Annotated in this window: 20 protein-coding genes; all 20 read right to left on the bottom strand. The window is 70.6% G+C overall.

Annotation, left to right across the window (positions count from 1 at the left end; translation table 11 throughout):
- Positions 1-31: 31 nt before the first annotated feature.
- The 20 genes from DB32_RS43205 to DB32_RS49310 all read right to left on the bottom strand — a co-directional run bounded on the left by DB32_RS43205 (position 32) and on the right by DB32_RS49310 (position 20,034).
- Positions 32-1,219 carry a TadA family conjugal transfer-associated ATPase gene (locus tag DB32_RS43205; protein ID WP_053238511.1) on the bottom strand — a complete coding sequence of 396 codons (1,188 nt, stop codon included), beginning with the start codon at positions 1,217-1,219 and terminating at the stop codon, positions 32-34.
- A complete protein-coding gene (locus tag DB32_RS48975) occupies positions 1,216-1,857 on the bottom strand; it encodes a tetratricopeptide repeat protein (RefSeq protein WP_169791744.1) in 642 nt (213 codons plus the stop codon). The genes DB32_RS43205 and DB32_RS48975 overlap by 4 nt, the downstream gene beginning before the upstream one ends.
- Positions 1,857-2,717, bottom strand: coding sequence for an FHA domain-containing protein (locus DB32_RS48970; protein WP_053238509.1), 861 nt, complete (start codon positions 2,715-2,717; stop codon positions 1,857-1,859). The genes DB32_RS48975 and DB32_RS48970 overlap by 1 nt, the downstream gene beginning before the upstream one ends.
- A gap of 25 nt (positions 2,718-2,742) precedes the next feature.
- Complete coding sequence (locus tag DB32_RS43190) at positions 2,743-3,642, bottom strand: type II secretion system F family protein (protein WP_053238508.1); 900 nt, start codon at positions 3,640-3,642, stop codon at positions 2,743-2,745.
- Positions 3,643-3,651: 9 nt separating this feature from the next.
- Entirely contained in the window at positions 3,652-4,518 is an 867-nt protein-coding gene (locus DB32_RS43185) for a type II secretion system F family protein (RefSeq protein ID WP_053238507.1), read from the bottom strand.
- The gene (locus DB32_RS43180; protein ID WP_240481331.1) at positions 4,515-6,368 is read right to left on the bottom strand and encodes a TadA family conjugal transfer-associated ATPase; all 1,854 of its coding nucleotides are present in this window, start codon (positions 6,366-6,368) and stop codon (positions 4,515-4,517) included. Before DB32_RS43180 ends, DB32_RS43185 begins: the two co-directional genes overlap by 4 nt.
- A 63-nt stretch (positions 6,369-6,431) precedes the next feature.
- Positions 6,432-7,613: a pilus assembly protein N-terminal domain-containing protein gene (locus tag DB32_RS43175; RefSeq protein WP_157070381.1), complete on the bottom strand. Its 1,182-nt coding sequence runs from the start codon at positions 7,611-7,613 to the stop codon at positions 6,432-6,434.
- Positions 7,603-8,424, bottom strand: a complete 822-nt coding sequence (gene cpaB, locus DB32_RS43170) for a Flp pilus assembly protein CpaB (RefSeq protein WP_053238504.1) — start codon at positions 8,422-8,424, stop codon at positions 7,603-7,605. The genes DB32_RS43175 and cpaB overlap by 11 nt, the downstream gene beginning before the upstream one ends.
- A gap of 160 nt (positions 8,425-8,584) precedes the next feature.
- Positions 8,585-9,592 carry a hypothetical protein gene (locus DB32_RS43165; protein WP_053238503.1) on the bottom strand — a complete coding sequence of 336 codons (1,008 nt, stop codon included), beginning with the start codon at positions 9,590-9,592 and terminating at the stop codon, positions 8,585-8,587.
- A 7-nt stretch (positions 9,593-9,599) separates the two neighbouring features.
- Positions 9,600-10,145 carry a TadE/TadG family type IV pilus assembly protein gene (locus tag DB32_RS43160; protein ID WP_053238502.1) on the bottom strand — a complete coding sequence of 182 codons (546 nt, stop codon included), beginning with the start codon at positions 10,143-10,145 and terminating at the stop codon, positions 9,600-9,602.
- Positions 10,146-10,194: 49 nt separating this feature from the next.
- The gene (locus DB32_RS43155) at positions 10,195-12,435 is read right to left on the bottom strand and encodes a hypothetical protein (RefSeq protein ID WP_053238501.1); all 2,241 of its coding nucleotides are present in this window, start codon (positions 12,433-12,435) and stop codon (positions 10,195-10,197) included.
- Between the two features lie 10 nt (positions 12,436-12,445).
- Complete coding sequence (locus tag DB32_RS43150; protein WP_053238500.1) at positions 12,446-13,432, bottom strand: TadE/TadG family type IV pilus assembly protein; 987 nt, start codon at positions 13,430-13,432, stop codon at positions 12,446-12,448.
- 40 nt (positions 13,433-13,472) lie between these two features.
- Positions 13,473-14,033, bottom strand: coding sequence for an A24 family peptidase (locus DB32_RS43145; protein ID WP_053238499.1), 561 nt, complete (start codon positions 14,031-14,033; stop codon positions 13,473-13,475).
- 60 nt (positions 14,034-14,093) lie between these two features.
- Complete coding sequence (locus tag DB32_RS43140; protein WP_053238498.1) at positions 14,094-14,303, bottom strand: Flp family type IVb pilin; 210 nt, start codon at positions 14,301-14,303, stop codon at positions 14,094-14,096.
- Between the two features lie 48 nt (positions 14,304-14,351).
- Positions 14,352-14,594: a hypothetical protein gene (locus tag DB32_RS43135; protein ID WP_053238497.1), complete on the bottom strand. Its 243-nt coding sequence runs from the start codon at positions 14,592-14,594 to the stop codon at positions 14,352-14,354.
- Between the two features lie 204 nt (positions 14,595-14,798).
- On the bottom strand, positions 14,799-16,106 hold the full coding sequence (locus tag DB32_RS43130; protein ID WP_053238496.1) for an APC family permease: 1,308 nt from the start codon (positions 16,104-16,106) through the stop codon (positions 14,799-14,801).
- Between the two features lie 43 nt (positions 16,107-16,149).
- Positions 16,150-17,433, bottom strand: a complete 1,284-nt coding sequence (locus DB32_RS43125; protein ID WP_053238495.1) for a FecR domain-containing protein — start codon at positions 17,431-17,433, stop codon at positions 16,150-16,152.
- Positions 17,430-18,098 carry an RNA polymerase sigma factor gene (locus tag DB32_RS48965; RefSeq protein WP_169791743.1) on the bottom strand — a complete coding sequence of 223 codons (669 nt, stop codon included), beginning with the start codon at positions 18,096-18,098 and terminating at the stop codon, positions 17,430-17,432. Before DB32_RS48965 ends, DB32_RS43125 begins: the two co-directional genes overlap by 4 nt.
- An 86-nt stretch (positions 18,099-18,184) precedes the next feature.
- On the bottom strand, positions 18,185-18,868 hold the full coding sequence (locus DB32_RS48960; RefSeq protein ID WP_169791742.1) for a hypothetical protein: 684 nt from the start codon (positions 18,866-18,868) through the stop codon (positions 18,185-18,187).
- The gene (locus DB32_RS49310; RefSeq protein WP_053238492.1) at positions 18,865-20,034 is read right to left on the bottom strand and encodes a hypothetical protein; all 1,170 of its coding nucleotides are present in this window, start codon (positions 20,032-20,034) and stop codon (positions 18,865-18,867) included. Before DB32_RS49310 ends, DB32_RS48960 begins: the two co-directional genes overlap by 4 nt.
- Positions 20,035-20,084: the final 50 nt, after the last annotated feature.

Raw genomic sequence — 20,084 nt, 5'->3', positions numbered from 1 at the left:
ACCACCTACCTCTTCCCTCGGTGAACAGACCTCAGTGACCGTGACCGCCGCCGCCGTGGCCGCCGCCGTCGTGCCCAGCATACGCCGCTTGGCCGCCCGTGCGCTGCGCCATCTCGTACATGACGTTGGGCAGGCGCAGGCCGTAGCCGTGGATGTGCTCGACGCACTTCGGCATGAACCCGGTGAGCTCGAACGTCGACACCACTTTTCCCTGCGCGTCGTCGCCGTGATAGCGACGCACGAATACGTCCTTCACGTCGTAACCCTTCTCCGGGTCGTAACCTTGGACCTCGCTGATGTGCGTGACGCAGCGCGAGCCGTCGCGGAGGCGCGAGGTCTGCACGATGATGTCGACGCCGCTCGCGATCTGCGCACGGAGCGCGTGCAGCGGCAGCGCGATGTCGCTCATCAGGCACATCGTCTCGAGGCGGTTCAGCGTGTCGAGCGGGTACGTCGCGTGGACCGTCGCCATGCAGCCGCCGTGACCGGAGGTCATCGCCTGCACGAGATCGAGCGCCTCGCCGCTCCGGATCTCGCCGACGACGATGCGGTCGGGGCGCATGCGCAGCGTGGCCTTGAAGAGGTCGCGGATGCTCACCTGACCGCGGCCGCGCGCGTCGGGCGGGCGCGCCTCGAGCTGCACGATGTGCGGCTGCTGCGGCTGCACCTCCTGCGAGTCCTCGATGACGACGATGCGGTCGTCGTTGGGGATGAACCCCGTGAGCGCGTTGAGCAGCGACGTCTTCCCCGAGCCCGTGCCGCCGGCGACGATCGTGTTCTCCTTCACCGTGACGACCGCCTTGAGGAACTCGGCGGCCTCCGGCGTGAACGAGCCGAACCCGACCAGGCGCTCGACGGTCAGCGTCTCGCGGAAGAAGCGACGGATCGCGACGTGCGGCCCATCCGGCGCGGCGGGCGGCAGCACCGCCTCGACGCGCGAGCCGTCGGGCAGGCGCGCCTCGAGGATCGGGCGGTGCTCGTCGACGTGGCGACCGACGAACTGCGCGAGGTTGCGGAGCGCCGCGGTCAGCGCGTCGCGCGAGCTGAACTTCGCGCCGGTGAGCGTGAGCTTGCCCTTGCGCTCGATGTAGATCTGGTCGGGCCCGTTGATCATCACCTCGCTGACCGACGGGTCGTCGAGGAAGGGCCGGATCGGCGCGAAGAAGTTGAGGATCGTCTGCTCGAAGACGTCCTTCGGGATCGTGTTGTTGCCGCTCACTGCGTGGCTCCCGCGGTAGGTTCGTGAGAGGGCATGCGCACCGGGAGCGTCGACGCGCCCTCGGGCTGCGGCTGCGCGGAGGTCGCACGCGCGATCGACGCGCGCGCTTCGGCGGCGTGCTCGCCCTCGGGCGCGAGCTCGAGGTAGCGCTGGAACGACGCGATCGCGGCCGCGGGATCCGCGAGATCGTCACGCGAGAGCACGCCGAGCATGTAGTGCGCGACCGGCTCGGTCGGCTGGTCGTCGACCACGCGCATCAGCTGCGCGTGCGCGTCCGCGGGCTCGCCGAGGCCCATGTGGATCGTCGCGACGAGCAGTCGCAACGACCACGCCTCGGGGTGCCGCTCGAGGTACGGCTCGGCGTATCCGAGCGCCGCCGACAGGCGCGAGCTGCGCACGCACGCCGCGAGCAACGTCGGCATCACGACGTTCTCGTCGTGCCCGCGCTGCATCGCCGCGACGAGGTACTGCTCCGCGCGGATGTAGTCCTCGTGCTGGGCGAGGTACACGCCGCGCTCGTAGAGCTCGGAGGGCTGCACCGTCGAGAGCGGATCGGTGACCGGCGTCTCGTCGGCCTGGGTCTGCGCGCCGCCGCATCCGACGGTCGCGAGCGCGATCACGAACAGCAGGACGCGCATCACGAGCGTGCCTGGTCGACGAGCAGCTGCAGGCGCCGCTCGTTGCGGATCAGCCACTGCACGTACGCGTGCTCGCGGTGGCGCGTCAGCGAGAGCAGCGCGCGCGTCTCGAGCAGCGCGTCGGGCCAGCGCTGCTGCTCCATCGCGCGCTCGAGGCGCAGGCGATGCGTCGTGTAGTCCTCTTCGATGCGGTGCTGCATCCAGTCGCCCTCGTGCTGCATGCGCGCTGCCGCTTCGGCCTGACCGACCAGCGCGTAGCACGCCTGCGAGCGGCGATAGAGCTGCACCGACTCGACTCCGTCGCTCGCGTCGAACGGATAACGCTCGCTCTTCGCGAGCGCGCCCTCCGCGTCGTCGTCGGCCATGTAGAGCGCCTGCGCGCCGGTCTGCGGGCACTGCACCGCGGCGTCGAAGATCTGGAGCTGCTCGGTCGGCGCCTGGGTCTCGATGCCGTGCCCGCCGGGATCGCTGAGCATCGTCCACGCGAGAATGCCGACGATCCCCACGCCGCCGATCAGCACGACGGGCGAGGTCTTCTGCTCGCCGTCCTTCTTCTCCTTCGGCAGCGAGTCGGTGACCTTGATCTTCAGGCCGCCGATCTCGATCTCGGTGCCCCACGCGACCATGCCGTGCTGGAAGGCCTCGCCGCGGACCTTCGCCTGCACGCGCGAGCCCTGCGCGATCGCGACCCAGCATCCCTCGCCGCGTGGCGCGATCAGCAGGTGCTCGGGCTCGAGATCACGACCGTCGGGGATCGGCACGCCGGCGGTCGGCGACTTGCCGACCGTGATCTGGTCGCCCTCGATGCGATGGCGCTCGAGGCTGCCGTCTTCCCGGATGACTTCGACGTACGCTTCCATTCTCTGTTTCTCCGGAAGATCGGAATCAGAACGCGTCCGTCTGCATGCCCTGGATGATGAACGGGCCCATCAGACAGAGGATGATGCAGCCGAAGATCAGCATGAGCGGGCCCATCATGAGGATGGCGGCGCGCGCGGCAGCTTCTTCGGCCATGACGCTGCGGCGCATGCGCATCATCGTCGCCTGGATGCGCAGCACCTCGGCGAGCGGGTTGCCCTTCTCCTCGCTCTGCACGACCGCGCTCACGAAGTCGCGCACCGCTTCCGTGGGCACACGATCCGCGAAGTTCTCGAGCGCCTGACGGCGCGTGCGGCCGAGCTCGAGCTCCTGCAGCACGGTCTCCCACTGCTCGTGGAGCGCGTCCTCGCGGTTGCCACTCTTGTCGACGATCTGGCGGATCGCGCCGGGGAAATCGAGGCCCGCGCCCATGCAGAGCGAGGCGAGATCGATCGAGCCCGGCAGCGCGCGGTTGCACTCCTTGAAGCGACGATCGCGCTCGCCCGTGACCTGCAGGTACGGCATCAGCGCGCCGAGCGCCGCGAACGGCACGAAGAGGATGCCCGGGAACCCACCGAGGTTCGCGAGCAAGAGGCCCATCAGGCCCATGCCGACCGAGCCGAGCGCGCAGAGCGCGAAGAACTCGTTCGCGGTCAAGCCGAGCCAGTCACCCGCGTGCTTGAGCAGCTCGTCGACCTTGCGGCGCTGATCGGTCAGCGGGAAGTACGCGATCCATCCCGCGACCATGCGGATCGCGGGCTCGGTGCTCGCGAAGAGCCCGCCCTCCTCGAGCGCGCGCTGGCGCTTCTTTCCGCGCATCCCGAGGCGCGGGCTGTCCTCGGGTCGATTGCGACCGAGCGTCCACACGCCGATCACCAGCCCTGCGGCGATCAGCGCCATCGCGACGTATGCGTAGATGCGCGCCATCGGACTGCCTCAGATGTCGACCGCGAGGATGCGGCGAGCGAGGAAGATCGCGGCCGCCCAGAGCAGCGTGGCGACGGTCAGCACGATGTAGCCGATCGTCGTCTCGAAGAGCGGGCGCAGCCAGTTGTTGTCGACCTGGTGGATCGCGAAGAGCAGCACGAAGGGGATCGCCGCGAGGACGATCGCCTGCATCTTGCCCTCGGCGGTCTTGGTGCGGACGACGCCCTCGAGGCGCGCCATCTCGCGCAGCGTCGCGGCGCTCTGCTCGAGGATGTTCGGCAGATCACCGCCGGTCTGACGGCCGACGAGGACTGTCGCGAGCGAGCTCGAGATGATGCGGCTCTTGATGCGCGTCGACATGTTGAGCACGGCCTGATCGAGCGGCGTGCCGAGCTTCATCTCCTTGATGACGAGATCGAGCTCTTCGCTGAACGGCGCGCGCATGAGCTTCGCGCTCGACTGGATCGCCTCGCCGAGCGAGGGCGACGCCTTGAGCGCGTTCGCGAGCATGAGCAGCCACGAGTCGAGGTTCTCCTCGAGCAGCCGCACGCGCTCGTCGTGCTGACGGCGCAGCCAGAAGTACGGGCCGACCGCGACGATCGGGATGAGCAGGACGAGGATCGAGTCGTCGAGCAGCAGCGAGACGAACGGGATCGCGAGCACGATCGCGAGCTGCGTGAGCGCGATGCGCTGGCCCGTCGTCTTGAGCAGCAGGAAGCGCACTTCGTAGTCGAGCGTCCGGACGTACTCGGCCCACCGGCGGCGCAGCGCCGAGGTCGGATCGGTGACCGTGACGAACCCGGCGGTGACGATGCCGAGCACCGTCATGATCATGCCGCCGTACCCCAGCAGCATCGTCGTCTGCGAGACGTTCACAGGTAGTCTCCGTCGGCGACGAGGCCCTGCGTGATGAAGTCCTGCAGGAACGAGGGCAGGTACCCCGACGCGCGGAACTCGCCGATCACCTTGCCCGCGGGACCGGTCCCGGTGCGATAGAACCCGAAGATCTCGTGGGTCTCGACCTCGCCGTGCTCGTCGATGCCGACGATCTCGGTGATGCTCGTGACCTTGCGCGAGCCGTCGCTCAGGCGGCTCTGCTGGATGACCACGTGCACCGCGCTCGCGATCTGCTCGCGGATGGCGCGCGCCGGGAGATCGAGGCCGCTCATCAGCGCGAGCGTCTCGAGGCGCGCGACGGCTTCCTTCGGCGTGTTCGCGTGCGTCGTGGTCATCGAGCCCTCGTGGCCCGTGTTCATCGCCTGCAGCATGTCGAGCGCCTCGCCGCTTCGACACTCGCCGACGATGATGCGGTCGGGGCGCATGCGGAGCGCGTTCTTCACGAGATCGCGGATCGAGTACTCGCCGCGCCCTTCCATGTTCGCCGGGCGCGTCTCGAGGCTCACGACGTGCGGCTGCTTCATCTGCAGCTCGGCTGCGTCCTCGATCGTCACGATGCGCTCGTCCTCGGGGATCGCGGCGCTGAGCACGTTGAGCAGCGTCGTCTTGCCCGAGCCAGTGCCGCCCGAGATGACGATGTTCTTCCGCGCCTTCACGCAGCGCGTGAGGAAGCGACCCATCTGATCGGTCATCGCGCCGAACTTGATGAGGTCCTTCAGCAGCAGCGGCGTCTTCGCGAACTTCCGGATCGTGATGCACGAGCCCTTGATCGCGAGCGGGCGGATGACCGCGTTGACGCGCGAGCCGTCCTTCAATCGCGCGTCGACGAGCGGCGTCGACTCGTCGATGCGTCGACCGAGCGGCGTGACGATGCGCTCGATGACCGCGCGCACCGCTTCGTCGTCGGTGAAGCGCAGCGCGGTGAGCGAGATCTTGCCCTTGCGCTCGACGTAGATCGTCGTCGGATCGACGACCATGATCTCGCTGACCGCCTCGTCCGCGATGAGGCGCTCGAGCGGCCCGAGGCCGAGCGCCTCGTCGGTGATCTCGTCGATCAGCGCGGCAGTGTCGGTCTGCTGCGGGAGATCCTTCGCGAGGTCGCCGATGATGCGGCGCAGCGCGGTGCGCACCTTCGGGCGCATCACGCGGTCGTCCATCTTGTTGCGGTCGAGCGACGCGAGGTCGAGGTTCTCGAGGAGCAGCTTGTGGATGCGCTTGCGCAGCTCCACCGAGACCATCGAGGTCCCGCTCTGATCGTAGGGGCTCGCCTCCTTCTTCTCCGGCGCGGCCTGGGGCGGCGCGGGCGGCGGAGGCGGCGCTTGCGGCGCGTACTGCTGCGGCGGCGGAGGCGGCGGCGCGGCGTACGGCTGCTGCTGCGCGTAGGCCTGCTGCGGAGGCTGCGCAGGCTGGGGCATCTGCATCGCCGGCATCGCGGCCTGCGAGGGCGGCGGATACGCAGGGGCCGCCGGCTGCTGCCCGTACGCGCCCGGCTGCGCCGGCATCCCGCGCGGCTGCTGATAGCCCGGCGAGTACGGGTCGATGACGCGGATCACGTAGGGCCCGACGCGCATCGGCAGGTTGCCCGGCACCTGCACCGTCGTGCCGCGCACGCGCTGATCACCGACCATCGTGCCGTTGGCCGAGTTGTCGGTGATCAGGAACGCGCCCTGGTGCGAGGGCTGGATCATCAGGTGCCGCCGCGACACGTCGGGCGACGGCAGCACGACGTGGCAGGAGGGGTCGCGTCCGATGGACACCGGCCCGTGCACGTCGACGGTCAGCGTCTCGACCGTTCCGTCCGCGAGCTCGATTCCGAGATTCACCGGCACGAACGAACCCTCCTACCCCTGCCCCCGAAGAGGCACAGCGCGCTCACGCGCGCACGACGAACGTCATTCGTAGCCCGGCGGCGAGGGCTCGATCAGCTCGATGTCGCCCAGGCCCGGCCCACCGATCGATCCGAAGCGCTCGTAGATGCGGAGCGCCTCCGCGATGCGATCCGACTGCGCGCGCGGCACCGCCTGCACGACGGTCGGCACGATGAAGAGCAGGTTCTCCACGTTCTCGTCGGCGCGCTGGTTCGTGCCGAAGAGGACGCCGACGATCGGGATCTGGCTGAGGCCCGGCAGACCGCCCTGCGACTCGCGGCTGGTGCGCGACACGAGACCACCGAGCACGATCGACTGACCGAGCTCGAGGTTCACGACCGTCGAGAGCTGCGTGCGCGTGCGGCCCGGGACGCCCGACGTGCCCGCCTCGGTGAGGTCCGAGACGTCCGCCTGGATCGCGACCTCGATGCGGCGCGTCTCGGGGTCGTAGCGCGGCGTGACCTCGATGTTGCTGCCGAACTCGATGCGCTGGATCTGCCCACCGAAGCCGCCGCTGACGACGATGTTCACCTCGCCGCCGCTGTTGATCTCGGCTTCCTGACCGTTCGCCGTGACCAGCATCGCCTGGCGCAGGAGGCGCGCCCAGCCGCTCGCCTGCGCGAGGTCGAGGCGCGGCAGCGCCTGGTTCGTGATCGTCGCCGTCGCGCTCTGCAGCGAGAACGTCGTCAGATCGAGCGACGCCTGCACGCGCGCGATGCCCGCGCCGCCGATCGATCCCGGGAACGCGAGGCCGAGCTGATGGCTGTACGACTGCTGCAGCTGCACGAAGTACAGGTCGAGCCGGATGTTCTCGCGCGCGGGCACGCCGCCCGTCGCGGTCACCGACTGCTCGGGATCGAGCACCGTGATCGCGTAGCGGACCTGACGGCCGTCGGCGTAGATGAGCAGCAGCGACGTGACGCCGGGCTGCAGCGCGACGATGACGAACTGCGCGCCGTCGCGCGGCAGACGCACGTCGACGATGCCCGGACGACCCTCCGAGTAGCTCGCCACGCCCGTCGCCGGGATCGTCACCTGCTCGCCCACTTGAAGCTCGAGCCGCTCCGTCTCTGGACGCGCCTGCGCGGCCGCGACCGAGGGCGACACGATCTGCGGCGCGGCGAGCGCCGCGCACGCGAGGAACGAGACAATCGAGAGCGAGAGCCGCGCGCTCCTCGAGCGCGAGAGATGCTGCTTAGCGTCCACGTCCACCTTCGATGCGAATGGGAACCGGGGCCGTATCGGTGGCCGGCGCGTCGGGCCTGCGCGGAGTGCTGCGCTGGACCCGCTCGCGACGAGCCGGCTCGATGATGTCGGCCGTCGACGTCTCGGGGAGGTTCTCGAGGACCTCGATGTCGTCGGGGTTGCGCAGCACGAGCGTGAGCCGCCCGCGCTCCGACGAGAACGCGAGGAGCTGCGACTGCTCGATGCTCGCGCTGAGCGTGACCTGGTTGATCGTCTGCGGGCGACGCGTCGTCTGCCCGGGGCGCTGCATCGCGCCGGTGTCCTGGCCCGCCGCGAGCACCAGGAGGTTCTGCAGCAGCGGCACGGTCACGGGATCCTGCGTCGCGCGCTCGAGCGTGAGCAGCACGTCCACGCGATCGCCGGGGCGCACGAGACCGCCGAACGACGTCGACGCGTCCGCGCGGATCGTGATCGCGCGCTGACCGCTGCGGACCAGGCTCGAGAGATCGCGGCTCTGATCGCTCGTCGTCGCGAGGTCGCTCCAGAGGAGCGACTCGCCGGCGCGCACGCCGCTCGTCACACGAACGCCGATGATGCGCTGCGCGTCTTCGCGCGGGATGTGGCGCCCTTCGACGTACGACTGCGGGAGATCGCGATAGCCCAGCATCGCTTCGCTCACCGCCGTCCCGAGCGGGATGTCCTGCGTCGCGATGATCACCCGCACCGGCGCACCGCCCGAGGCCTCGTCCTCGAAGCGCTGCATGTACAGGAACAACATCACGATCCCGGCGGCCGCGACTCCGATGGCGGCGAGGAGTGCCTTGGCGTTCATCAGGTGGGGTCCTCGGTGTGCTCGCAGGGACGCGGGCAGGGGCGGGTCAGCCCCTCCGGAGGACCGAGACTAACGGATCCCCGACCTTGGGTGGAAGCCCCGATTGGAGCGCCGCACCTGCCCGCAACCACGCGAGATTCTTCGAGCGCGTGACGGAGCGTCAGCGCGCGGTCAGCACGGTGACGACGGCTTGACCGCTGGGCTCGTCGTCCGTGAACACGACCATCACCTGGCGGTCGCCCTGCTCGGCGTGCAGCGCGCGGCCGCGCTCGAGCACGTCGCGATCGTGCTGTGACCAGTGACGGGTGAATCGATCGCGCTGCGCGTCCGTGGGCTCGACGAGGTCCCAGCCCGAGTCGGGGAGCTCGCTGCGATACCAGCGCTGGAGCTCCTCGGCGCTGCGCGTCGTCGACGTGTACATCGAGAGCGAGTGCGGGTCGCCCTCTTCCCACGCGCTCATCAGGCGTCGCGTGTTCGCGGGGCGCGGAAGGCCGTCGACGTCCGCGCCCGGCGCGTCGCCGGTCGACGGGAACATCTCGTAGACGTTGAGCTCCTCGTCGGTGTGGAAGACGAGAAAGTGCGTGCCGCCGTCGTCGGTGCGACGCGCGTAGACGTAACGAAGGCCGCCCATGCGCGCGAGGTTGCCGCTGTCCGCGAACGACTGCAGGCGCGCGAGCAGACCCTCCACGCCCTCGCGCTCCTCGCCGACGTCGAAGCACGCGACGTAGCCGCTGCGCTCGGTCGAGTCGCGCAGCGTGCCGTCGAGCATCGACGTGTCGGGCACCGGCATCTGGCGCTGCTCGTAGAGCTCGTGGACGCGCTCGACGAGGCGACCGTCGCGCGACGTGCAGCGCGCCTCGAAGAAGTCGAGCACCTCGTCGACGTCGTGGTTCGCGGTGTGCCCCGATCCGAAGAGCAGGCGCTGGCCGTTCACGTGCAGCGTGCGCGGCGAGTCCTGCGCGTCGGCCTCGGCGTACGTCATCATCTGCGAGCCGACGCCGAGCATGATCTCGTTCGTCTCCGCGCGGACCTGACGCGCCACGATCACCATCGCGACCGCGTACACGACGAGGAGGAACGCGAAGAGGCGCGCCAGGTTCGGGAGGATCGCGCGCAGCCGACCCCAGGCCGACCCACGCTCCGACTTGCCTTGCCGCCTTTGGGTCATGACGCCGTCATCCGCAGAAGAAGGGCGCGATCGCGCACACCATGTCGAGCGCCATCTCGCCCACGGTGGTCGGGCGCTCGTTGCACATGATCGCGAAGGCGCCGCGCGTGTGGACCGTGGTCGCGCCGAGCACCTGCGGGCGATTGACGTCCTCGTTGTGCCGCGCGACGCGCAGCTCGCCGAAGAGCTCGTCGATGATGCCGTTGAGCACGTCGCCGATGATCGGGATGTCGAGCGGCAGGTCGTCCATGCTCGACTCGAGCTCGCCGGTGCCCGCGCCGCCGTCGACCGCGACCGGATCGCCCGGCTCGGCCTGACACTGCGGAGGCAACGTCTCGCATCCCGTCTGCGCGAACGACCACCCGCAGTCGCGCGCCTGCATGCCCGCGTCGATCTTGTGCTTGTAGACGTCGACGGCGAAGAGCAGCAGGCCCCAGACGATGATGAAGAACGGGATCATGATCACCGCCTCGATGCTCGCGGTGCCCTCGTCGTTCGCGAGGAAACGGCGCAGGAAGCCGGGCCGGCGCGACCCTTCGATCGCTCCTCCCACGACTCCGCGACGGCGCTGTTTCTCTCTCACGCTCCGACTCCCGTGCTCGTCAGTGAACGATGATGTTGCTGACTGCGTCGCTCAGGAAGCTGCCGATTCCACCGCCGGTGTCGCAGCTGCCGCCGCCGCCGTCCGAGGCCGCGCCGTCACACGCGGCGTCCGGCGTGTCCGCCGCGTCACCGCTCGCGCTGCCACCACCGGCGCACGCGTCCTCGCCGCCGACGCGGAAGCGCCGCATGCGCGCGGTCCAGAACATGTGCCACATCCACTCCTGGCGCTGCGTCGTGTCCTCTCCGTCGATCTCGCCGCGGTGCCAGAACATGTACTCGGCCTGCGCGAACGAGAGGCGCCCGGCGACGTTCATGATGCTCGAGTACGTCCCGCCGCCCTCCTGGCCCCACGCCGCGAGGCGCACGCCGGCGTCGGCGCGCTGCGACTGGCTCACGTCGCCGAGCACGAACGTGCGGAGCTGGAAGCGCTCTTCGCCGAGCTGCGCGCAGTCCTCGAGCTTCTTCGGGCACATGTCGCAGTTGCTCGAGTCGGGCGCGGTCGCGCCGTCCTCGAAGAGCTGATCGTCGACCGGCAGCTCTTCTTCGCGCGTCTGCGCGCAGGAGAGCACCGCCGTCACCGCGGTGAACTCGATCGTCCGGGTGTACGTCGCGGGCAGCGAGGTCGGACGGTTGTCGGTGCAGTCCTCGTAGAAGCCGGTCGGCATCATGCCGCCGCCGCCCTCGCGCGAGTTGCTGCAGCCGTCGAACGCGCCGGGCGCGTCGCTGCCCGGGCAGTCGCAGCCGCGCGTCGTGATCTCCTCGGCGCAGACGAACGGGCCGCTGCCCTGGAAGTCCTCGAAGTCGTCGCTGCCGCAGGGCAGCTCGTCCTCGTCGTTGCCGATCGCGTGCGAGGAGCTGCCCGTCATCACGCCGGGCATCGTGCAGTTGTTCGTGCACGCGATGCAGGTCGCGCCGCACGCGCATCCCGTCGAGCAGCACGTGCCCGACGACGAGCGACCGCCCGCGCAGCCCGACTCGGTCGGACCGTTGTCGACGATCGTCGGCGCCGAGAGCGAATAGTCCCAGTGACCGGTCTCGAGATCACCGACCCAGATCCAGCGCTCGGTGCGCGAGTATCGAGTCGTCTCCCAGACGAAGTTCTCTTTGTCGTCACCGCGGCAGTCGCTACGGCCTGCGGCCACGCGCTGCTCGTACGCGGTGCGATCCCCCGCGCTGCACGACTCGGGCGGGTTCTCGGTGCGCGCGCAGCGCTCGCCCGCTTCGTACCAGGCCTGGTAGCGATCACACGACGCGCGATCCGCGCTGTCGTCGGTACGCGAGCGCGCGCACTCCGCGGAGTCGCCGTCGGGGTTGTCGGGCAGCAGCGTGGTCACGTCGTAGGTGACCGAAGGCGGCTCGCCGCCGTCGCCCGACCCACTGCCGCCGCAGAACCACGACGAGAACGTCGCCGCGAGCCCGCCGAGCGCGTCGCTGATCGCGTCGCGGATCGAGCCCGGCAGGAAGAAGAACGGCAGCATCGCGATGTCGCCCGCGGTCTGACCGGCGCGACGACAGAGCTCGTCGAAGCTGTCGTCGACGACCGGCAGCGGGCGATAGAGCGGCCACGCGAATCCGATCTGCGTCGTCGGCGCGTACACGTCCGCCGCGAGCTGCACGACGCGCGCTTGCGCGACGACGGGCACCACTCGCGCGATCACCGTCTGTGTCGTGTCGCAGACTCGCAGTGCGGTGAAGATGGGCTCTTTGAGCGTGTTGTAGAGATTCGAAGTCGTCTGCTGGATCGTCTGCAGCGGCGGGACGAGCGCGAGAATGCCGCTCGCGGTCCCGAAGCTGAGCGCGGCAATCGCATAACACGCAAAGATGCCAATCCAGGCGAGCGTCTCGACCAACTTCAGGGCGACGAGGATCGCGAGCAGCGCCGCCATGATGATGTTGATCAGGACGATGTAATTCATCCCTCGGGCGTGGAGCACCGCGCTCGCGAACGCGGCACTGTCCGAGGCGTCCTGCATCCGCTCGCGATAGACGATCGCGTCGCCGATGCCGCAGACGTAGTAGACCATCCCGACGAGCATCATCGCCATGAAGATGCCCATCACCATCATCGCGCCCGACTGATCCCCGCCGAGCTCGCCGAGCGAGCGCGGGCGCCAGACGTCGCGGAGCGCGACCGGCAGCGCGGGACCGTGCACGGGGCCGAGCGCGTCGAGCGCCTCGCCGTCCGCGAGCGCGCCCGACGATCGCTCGTCTCGGAGCAGACGTCGGAGAAGCGCGATCATCGTCAGCCCCTCACTCGCTCTGGTACTGATAATTCGCGTACTGGATCGGGAGCTGCGCCTCGGCGGTCATCACCTTCACGCGCATCGACATGCCGAGGAGCGACGCACCGATTCCGAGCGCGCCCACGCCCTGACGCGCGTTGTCGCCGAGATCGCTCCAGGGGATCTCGTCGCGCGACTCGCGCGCGAGCTCGAGCTCGCGCTGCCGCGAGATCGCCTGCAGGCGCTCGAGGCTCGGGGTGCCGCCGGTCACGAGACGGGCGAGCGCGGCGCCGTCCGCGCCGAACAGCAGCGCGAGCGGGTCGTTGCACATCAGGCGGTTCGCGAGCGGAACGCCGCAGTGGAAGAGATACGTCACGCGCACGCGCGCCGGCGTCGGCACCGCGTCGTCCTCGTGCAGCGGCGCGGCATCGAAGCTGCGCTGATCGGTGCGCGAGGCGGGGCCGTCGACGAGGCGCACCGCGAGCGCGCCCGTGTTGTTCCAGACGAGCCCGGAGAGCAGGCGGCTCGGAGGCATCCCGAGAGGATCGCGGTTGTTGCCGATCGCCGCCATCACCGACTCGGGGCGAACGAGCGCCGAGGGAGGCGGTGCGACCGCGAAGAGCGGGATCGACGCGGCGCTGTGGATCGCGGAGAGACGCGCGCTGTCGCCGGTGTCGGCCGCGGAGCCGCCCGCGCCGCCCATCCCGCCGGTGTCGCCGCCGCTGACGCCGCTCGATCCGAGGAAGTCGATCAGGCCCTCGCCGGCGCTGGGCCCACTGCCGCTGCCGCCGCCGATCTGCATGCGCCCTTCGCCGCCGTAGTACTGCGGGTCGTCGTCGAGCACGACGATCGCGGCGCGCGCCGCGGCCGACGCCGCGCGTTGCACCGCGAGGCCGCCGACGAACATCAGGCCCATCTGGACCATCCCCAGGAACATCAAGAACACGGGGATGAACGAGATCAGGAACTCGACGTAGGCAGCGCCTCTCGTGTCTCGAGCGAGCTTGCCGACCATACGAATCCCGCCTCTCTGGTGTGGGTCCACGACGGGTCTCTCAGGTACCGAACATGAAGAAGGTCTGGAGCCGGCTGAACACCGCGATCAGCGTGCCCGCGAAGATCGCGCCGCCGAGCCGCAGCGTGTGCAGGAGCTCGGGGCTGATCGGCTTGCGCAGCCGCTGAGGGAGCAGCGGGTTCATGCCCATGTACAAGCTGTTGCCCAGCGTGCGGAGGAGCTTCCCCTGCCAGGCGAGCCGGCCGAGCGCGTAGATCCCCGCGACGATGAACGCGAGGAACTCGGCCTCGAGGCCGACCTCGATCCCACACACCGCGGCGATCGCCGCGAAGAGCTTCACGTCGCCTCCGGCCATGCCGCCCCGCCAGAACATCAGGAGCGGGACGGCGCCGCAGATCGCGACGGCGAGGATCGATCCGAAGAATCCTTCCGCGCCGTTCATCAGTCCGTGGACCAGCGGCGCGAGGAACAGGGGCGGCAGCGTGAGCCAGTTGGGGATGTGTCCGGTGCGCCAGTCGGTGAACGCCGCGACGGCGGTCATGACGACGGCGAGACCGTACAGGTACGGTAACAGCTCGGGATCCGGGCCGAGACCGAACACCTTATCTCCACCAGCTCACGCTGCGGCTCCTCTCAGGAGATCGCCGAGATGGCGATCAAGTCACGGCGAGCTGTCGGTCGGGAGCGTGCCGACCATGCCGTCCGCGCCCTGGACCTTCGCCTTCACGGTCTCACCGAACTGGCGCCAGATGGCGAAGCACACGACCGCGATGAGGCAGAGGATGATGATGTACTCGACGGTCGACAGACCGCGGGTATCCGCGAGGAGCTCACGAACGCGGCGCGACTTGTTCATGCTCAGCTTGTCCATTCTCGGGTTCTCCTGGGTTGGCTGGAACGAGGTGGGCCCGTCACTCCGTCAGGGGATCGGGAGCGACAGAATCAGCTGCTGATAGCGAAAGAGATTCACGAGGGGGATGCCCAGGGTGACCACGGCACCGGCCCCGATGATCGTCACCAGCAACAGCAGCGCGACGTACTCCACGAAGACGACGCCACGCGTGCCCGCCAGCGCCGCGACCTCCGCATCGGCAGGGCGGCGAAAGCCTCCTTCGGCCGACTCGGCGATCTCGATCGCGTGTTGAGCACGGGTTTTCTGCATGGCGTTCGACCTCGTCGTCGCGTTGCGTGATGGGGCCTAGTGCGACGCGCATGCCAGGATGCCACGAACGTCTGTGCGGGGTCGATGGTCCTGATTTCACAGGAGATCCCGGCGAGGAGGACCATCTACGGACATGTGGGAGATGGTGGGGCGGAGACTGGAGTCCCCAGAGGTCTTCGGATCAGCCGTGACAGGGTGACTCGCTCACGCGGGATTTGCGCGGTTTTTCGCGGAGAGGACGAAATACCCCAGCAGACCGAGCCCAATCGTGGCGACACCGAAGAGGGCTATCGCGCGGGCGTAGAGGATCGACTCGTAGACCGTCCAGATCATCACGATCACGAAGAAAAGCGGGGTGATCGGGTAGAGCGGGACGCGGTACGGACGAGGGCGCTCGGGGTGGCGAGCGCGGACGATTGCGACGCCGATGACCGTCAGGCCGGACGCGATGGAGAGGGTGAAGCCGACGGCGGCGAGCAGGGTCTCGAAGCTCGCGGTTGCCACCATGAGGAGCGCGAGGCCGGCCTGGACGAGCAGCGCGACGACCGGCGAGCCGCCGGCGTTGCGCCGCGCGAGGAACGCGAGCGCCGGATGGTCTCGGCCGATCGCGTCGTACACGCGGACGCCGGTCACGACGAACGCGCCGATCGTGGAGACGAGGCCGAGCGCGATGACGGCGGCGAGGACGCGGCCCGCGGTGGCGCCGAAGAGGTGGGTCGCGGCGACCGCGCCGATCTCGACGACGCCCTCGAGCTCGGCGCGCGGAGCGCTCGCGAGGAGCACCGCGTTGATGCCGACGTAGAGCGCCGTGACGCCGGCGGTGCCGAGCAGCAGCGCGAGCGGGAGGGTGCGCGCCGGGCGCTCGATCTCGCCCGCGACGTACGCCGCGGCGTTCCACCCGGTGTACGCGAAGTAGACGAGCACGAGCCCGATCGCGAACGGCGGCGAGACGAGCGTCGCGGGATCGAGGGGCTCGGCCAGGCGCGAGAGATCGCCCTCGGTCGCGCCGCCGAAGACGAAGATCGCGACGAGGACGATCTTCGCGATGGTGAGCGCGTCCTGGAAGCGCGCACCGCTGCGGAGATGGCCCACGTGGACGGCGGTCGTGAGCACGACGATCGCGATCGCCGCGGGGAGCTCGGGGACGAGGCCGGGGAACGCGGCGTCGAGGTAGCGCGCGAACGCGATGGCGCACGCGGCGATCGGCGCGGCGAAACCGGCGACGATCGAGACGACGCCCGCGGTGAAGCCGACCGCGGGGTGGAACGCGCGGGCGAGGAGCGTGTACTCGCCGCCGCTCTCGGGGAGCTGCGCGGCGAGCTCGGCATAGGAGAGCGCGCCCGCGAGCGCGACGAGGCCGCCGACGATCCACACCGCGAGCACCGCGGGGACCGAGCGGAGCTCGGCGAGGAGGATCCCGCTCGTCGTGAAGACGCCCGTGCCGACCATGCTCGCGACGACGAGGAGGGCCGCAGTGCGGAGGCCGTAGCGGTGCGGAGTCGAGGCGGACATCGCGCGGAGGCGCGAGCATCGCAGCCGCGGAGCCTCCGGGCCATCACGGGGCGACGAGCGCCTGCATCACGTCGGCGAGGCCGCCCTCGGGGTAGCGCGCGAGGTAGGCGCGCGCGGCGTCCCGCGCGGCCGTGCGATCGCCGGCTGCGTCGAGGGCGCGGGCGCGGAGGCCGAGGGCGCGCTCTTCGAGGGCGCTCTGCGCGAAGTCGACGGCGTCGAGCGAGGTGACCGCGCCGCGCGCGTCGGCGAGCTCCCGCCAGCGGAGGGTCGCCGCGCGGAACGCGGCCTCGGCGCGCTGCGCGGACGGCGCCGTGCGGGCGAGCGCGTCGTAGGCATCGGCGGCCTCGGCGGCGCGACCGAGGCCCTGGAGCGCGTGGGCCTCGAGCATGCCGAAGCGCCACTCCGTCGGTGCGTGGGCGCGGGCGGCGCGGGCCGCGTCGAGCGCCTGGGCGAAGCGGCGCGACGCGACGAGCGACTGGATCTCGGCGAGCGAGGGCGCGGGCGGAGTCGGGGCGGGCTCGATGGCCGGCGTGGGCTCGGGCTCGATCGTGGTCCTGCGCGCAGCGACCGGCGCGGGCTCGGGGATCGGCGTGGGCTCGGGGACCGACGTGGGCTCGGCCGTCGGAGCGGGCTCGGCGATCGGCGCGGGCTCGGCGATCGGCGTGCGAGCAGCCACCGGCTCGCGCGCGGCCGCGGCGGCGCGACCGATCGCGGCGAGCGCGCCTTCCTGGGCGTCGCGCGCGCGACCTTCGCCCGAGCGGTAGGTCTCGCCGGGCGTGATCGAGACGAGCTCGCCGCGCTCGCGCACGTCCACGCGACCTTCGTAGACGCGCACCACGGTGCGATCACCGACGCGCTCGACCGAGAACACCGTCCCGCGCACCGTCACCTCGAGCTCGGGCGTGCGCACCACGAACGACTCGTTCGGCTCGAGCGGGCGCACGTCGAAGAGCGCCTCGCCCGCGTGCACCGAGATGCGGCGCGACTCGGGCGACACCTCGTCGAGCGCGAGCGCCGCGTGCGGCGCGGTCGTGACGCGATCGCCCGTCGCGAGCACGAGCACGCCCTCACCGACGTCCGCGGTCGGCGCGTCGCGCATCGTGACGAACGCGAGCGCGACCAGCGCGGCCGCCGCGATCGCCCATGCGACGTACGGCGTGCGGCTGCGTGCTCGCGGCGTCTCGAGGACGGCGCGGTCCTCGGCCTCCGCGATCGCGCGCGCGATCTGCGCGTCGCGGCGCGCGTCGGTGATCGGAGGCACCGGCGCCTGGCGCGCGATCGTCGCGAGCGCGTCGACGGTGCGGTCGTCGAGTCGGTCGCGGCTCATCCTCCACCTTCCTCGTCTTCGTCGCGCGCGCCCGCGCCGCGACGTCCAGCCTGAGCGAGCGCCTCCGCGAGCGGATCGCCCTTCATCAACCGCGCGATCTCGTTGCGCGCCTGGAGCAGGCGCGCGCGCATCACGAGCGAGGGCACGCCCTCGATGTCCGCGGCCTCTCCCGGCGTCATGCCTTCGACGCAGCAGAGCACGAACGCGACGCGGCGCTTGGGCGACATCTTGTCGAGACAGCGATAGAGGCGGCGCAGCGTCTCCCGGCTCGCGACGCGCGACTCGGGGTCGTCGGGATCGTGCGGCTCGACGATCTCGAGGGGCACGGTGCGCGGGCGGCCGAAGTAGCGGAACGACGTGCGCACGGTGATCCGGCTCGCGAGGGTGGACAGCGACGCGCGCCCCTCGAAGCGCGGCAGCGCGCGTGTGATCTCGATCAGCGCGTCCTGGGTCGCGTCGTCGAGGTCGTCGCGCGGGCCGAGCAGGCGATGCATGCGGCTGCGGACCTCGGGGAACAACGCGCGCAGCGCGGTCTGCACGACCCGGCGGTCTCCGCGCCGGAGCGCCTCGAGCGTGGGCTCGTCGAGGCGCGCGCGCGGATCGATGGCCGCCCCGGGTTCGGCGTCTTCGTCGCCCGATGGTGTGGAGCCCCGACGCGCGCGCACGAGCTGAAGCATAGGTGTTCTCCGCAGTGCGGGGCGCCGGGGCCGTCGTGAGATCTTTTTTCGCGGGCCCCGGAGCGGGCCTGTGCTCAGGGCGCGGCGTCGGCGGCCGGCGCGCTGCACTCGAACGCGGCGAGCGGCGCGACGTCGTCGGCGCACGCGTCCACGATCTGGTCGAGCGAGCACGACGAGGCCGCGCAGCGCTCGAGGTGGGACGCGGCGGTCGCGCGCAGGTAGGGCAAGATCTCGGCGCCTGACGCCGTGGCGGCACACTCGCTGCCGCCGCACGCGGTGCAGCGATCCTCGATCACCTCGCCCAGCGCGGCCGCCCGCAGCGCCGCGTGGACCGACGCGAGGCAGGCGTCTCCTTCGCCGGCGTCGGAGAACGCAGCACATCGGGTTTCGTCGAGGCACTCCATCGAGGCGATCAAGAGCTCGGTGTCGCCGGTCTCGCAGAGCTCGATGTAGCCGTCCCAGAGGCACACGCGGTCGGCGTCCCCGGTGGCCGGTGCGGCGCAGTTGTCGCGGAACCTCGTCGCGAGCTCGATGCAGCGCGCGACGTCGGAGCCCGACGCCTCGCATCCGACGAGAAGCACACCGAGGAGCACGAGCCGAGCGGGAAGCGAAACCATATTGGAAGCCATCGATTTTCCTCTATTTTTCGACACGAGAAGACACGAGTCCGCACGCCGCGCCCGGAGCGGCGCGGTCGAGCGGCGTGATCGCGGGGCGGCTGACGAGGGCGCTGGAGCTCCGCGGCGCGCGCGGATCACCAGAACCCGATGCCGAGGACCACGTTGGTGAAGGGGCGGTAGAGCGCGGGGCTCGGCACGGCGAACACGCCGAGCTCGATGCGCGCGCGGAACGGGAACACCGCGCGGCTGTCCGGCGCGGTGAGGCCCACCGCAGTCCCGAGGCGCACCGCGAAGTTCGAGGCGCGGGGGTCCGCGTCGGCGAGCAGGTTGTGGAACGCGACCCCGACCACGCCGCCGAAGTCGAACGAGATGATGTCGGCGGGCAACGAGGCACCGACGAACGCCTGCGCTTGCAGGAGCACGCCGGACTCGTACGAGCCGTCGATCGAGTGCTCGATCCCGAGGTCGCCGGTGATCTCGCCGCGGAACCGATCGGCGACCAGGCCGGCGCCGAGGCGCTGCACGAGGTGCAGGTGGTTCTCGAAGTTGCCCATCCGCCACACGAAGCCGCCGACCGCGTCGACGATCGCGTAGGGGTGCAGGGCGCCGTCGCGGGTCGCGTGCGCGGGATCGCCTGCGGGCTCGTCGCCCTCGAGATCGGTGGCGGGCGGCACCACGACGACGTCCGAGACGAACGCGCCGAGCGGAGGCGCGGCGGGCTCCGGCGGAGCGGGCTCGGGCGGAGCGGGCTCGAACGGTGCGGGCTCGAACGGTGCGGGCTCGGGAGTCGGCTCGGGCGCCGCGCGCTCGGGTGTCGGCGCGGGGTCGGCCTGCTGCGGGACGACCACGACGGTCGACTCCGGTGGCTCGGGCGCGGGCATCGCCATCGCTTCGTCGAGCAGGCTCGCGAGCAGGACCGCGAGCACACGCGGATCGATCGAGCTCGCGGAGCGAGGCATCGTCGCGCGGCGCACGGGCCCCGCGGGCGTGACCGCGCGCGCCTCGTTGCGGCGCTCTTCGAGCCACAGGGTCGCGTAGGCACCGCGCTGCTGCGCGAGCAGCCGGGCCTGGCGCTCGCGCGCGGCGTCGTCCTCGCCGGCGAGCGCAGGGATCAGCTCGAGAGCGAGCCCGCGGAGGCCGAGCTCGGCGCGCAGCGCGAGCGCGCGATCGTCGTCGACGCCCTGATCCATCGCGAAGAGCACGCGGCCGACCGTCGAGGTGTCCTGTGCGCGCGCGCCGGCGCATGGAGCGACCACGAGCAGCACGAGCGCGACGACGACGGGGAGGACTCTCTCTCTGCGCACGACGACGACCTCCGGCCTCGCGCTCGATCGCGCTCGGACGGCTCGCTAGT

It is taken from the genome of Sandaracinus amylolyticus (assembly GCF_000737325.1).
Lineage (GTDB): Bacteria > Myxococcota_A > Polyangia > Polyangiales > Sandaracinaceae > Sandaracinus > Sandaracinus amylolyticus.
This window is presented reverse-complemented; position numbering and strand designations above follow the sequence as displayed.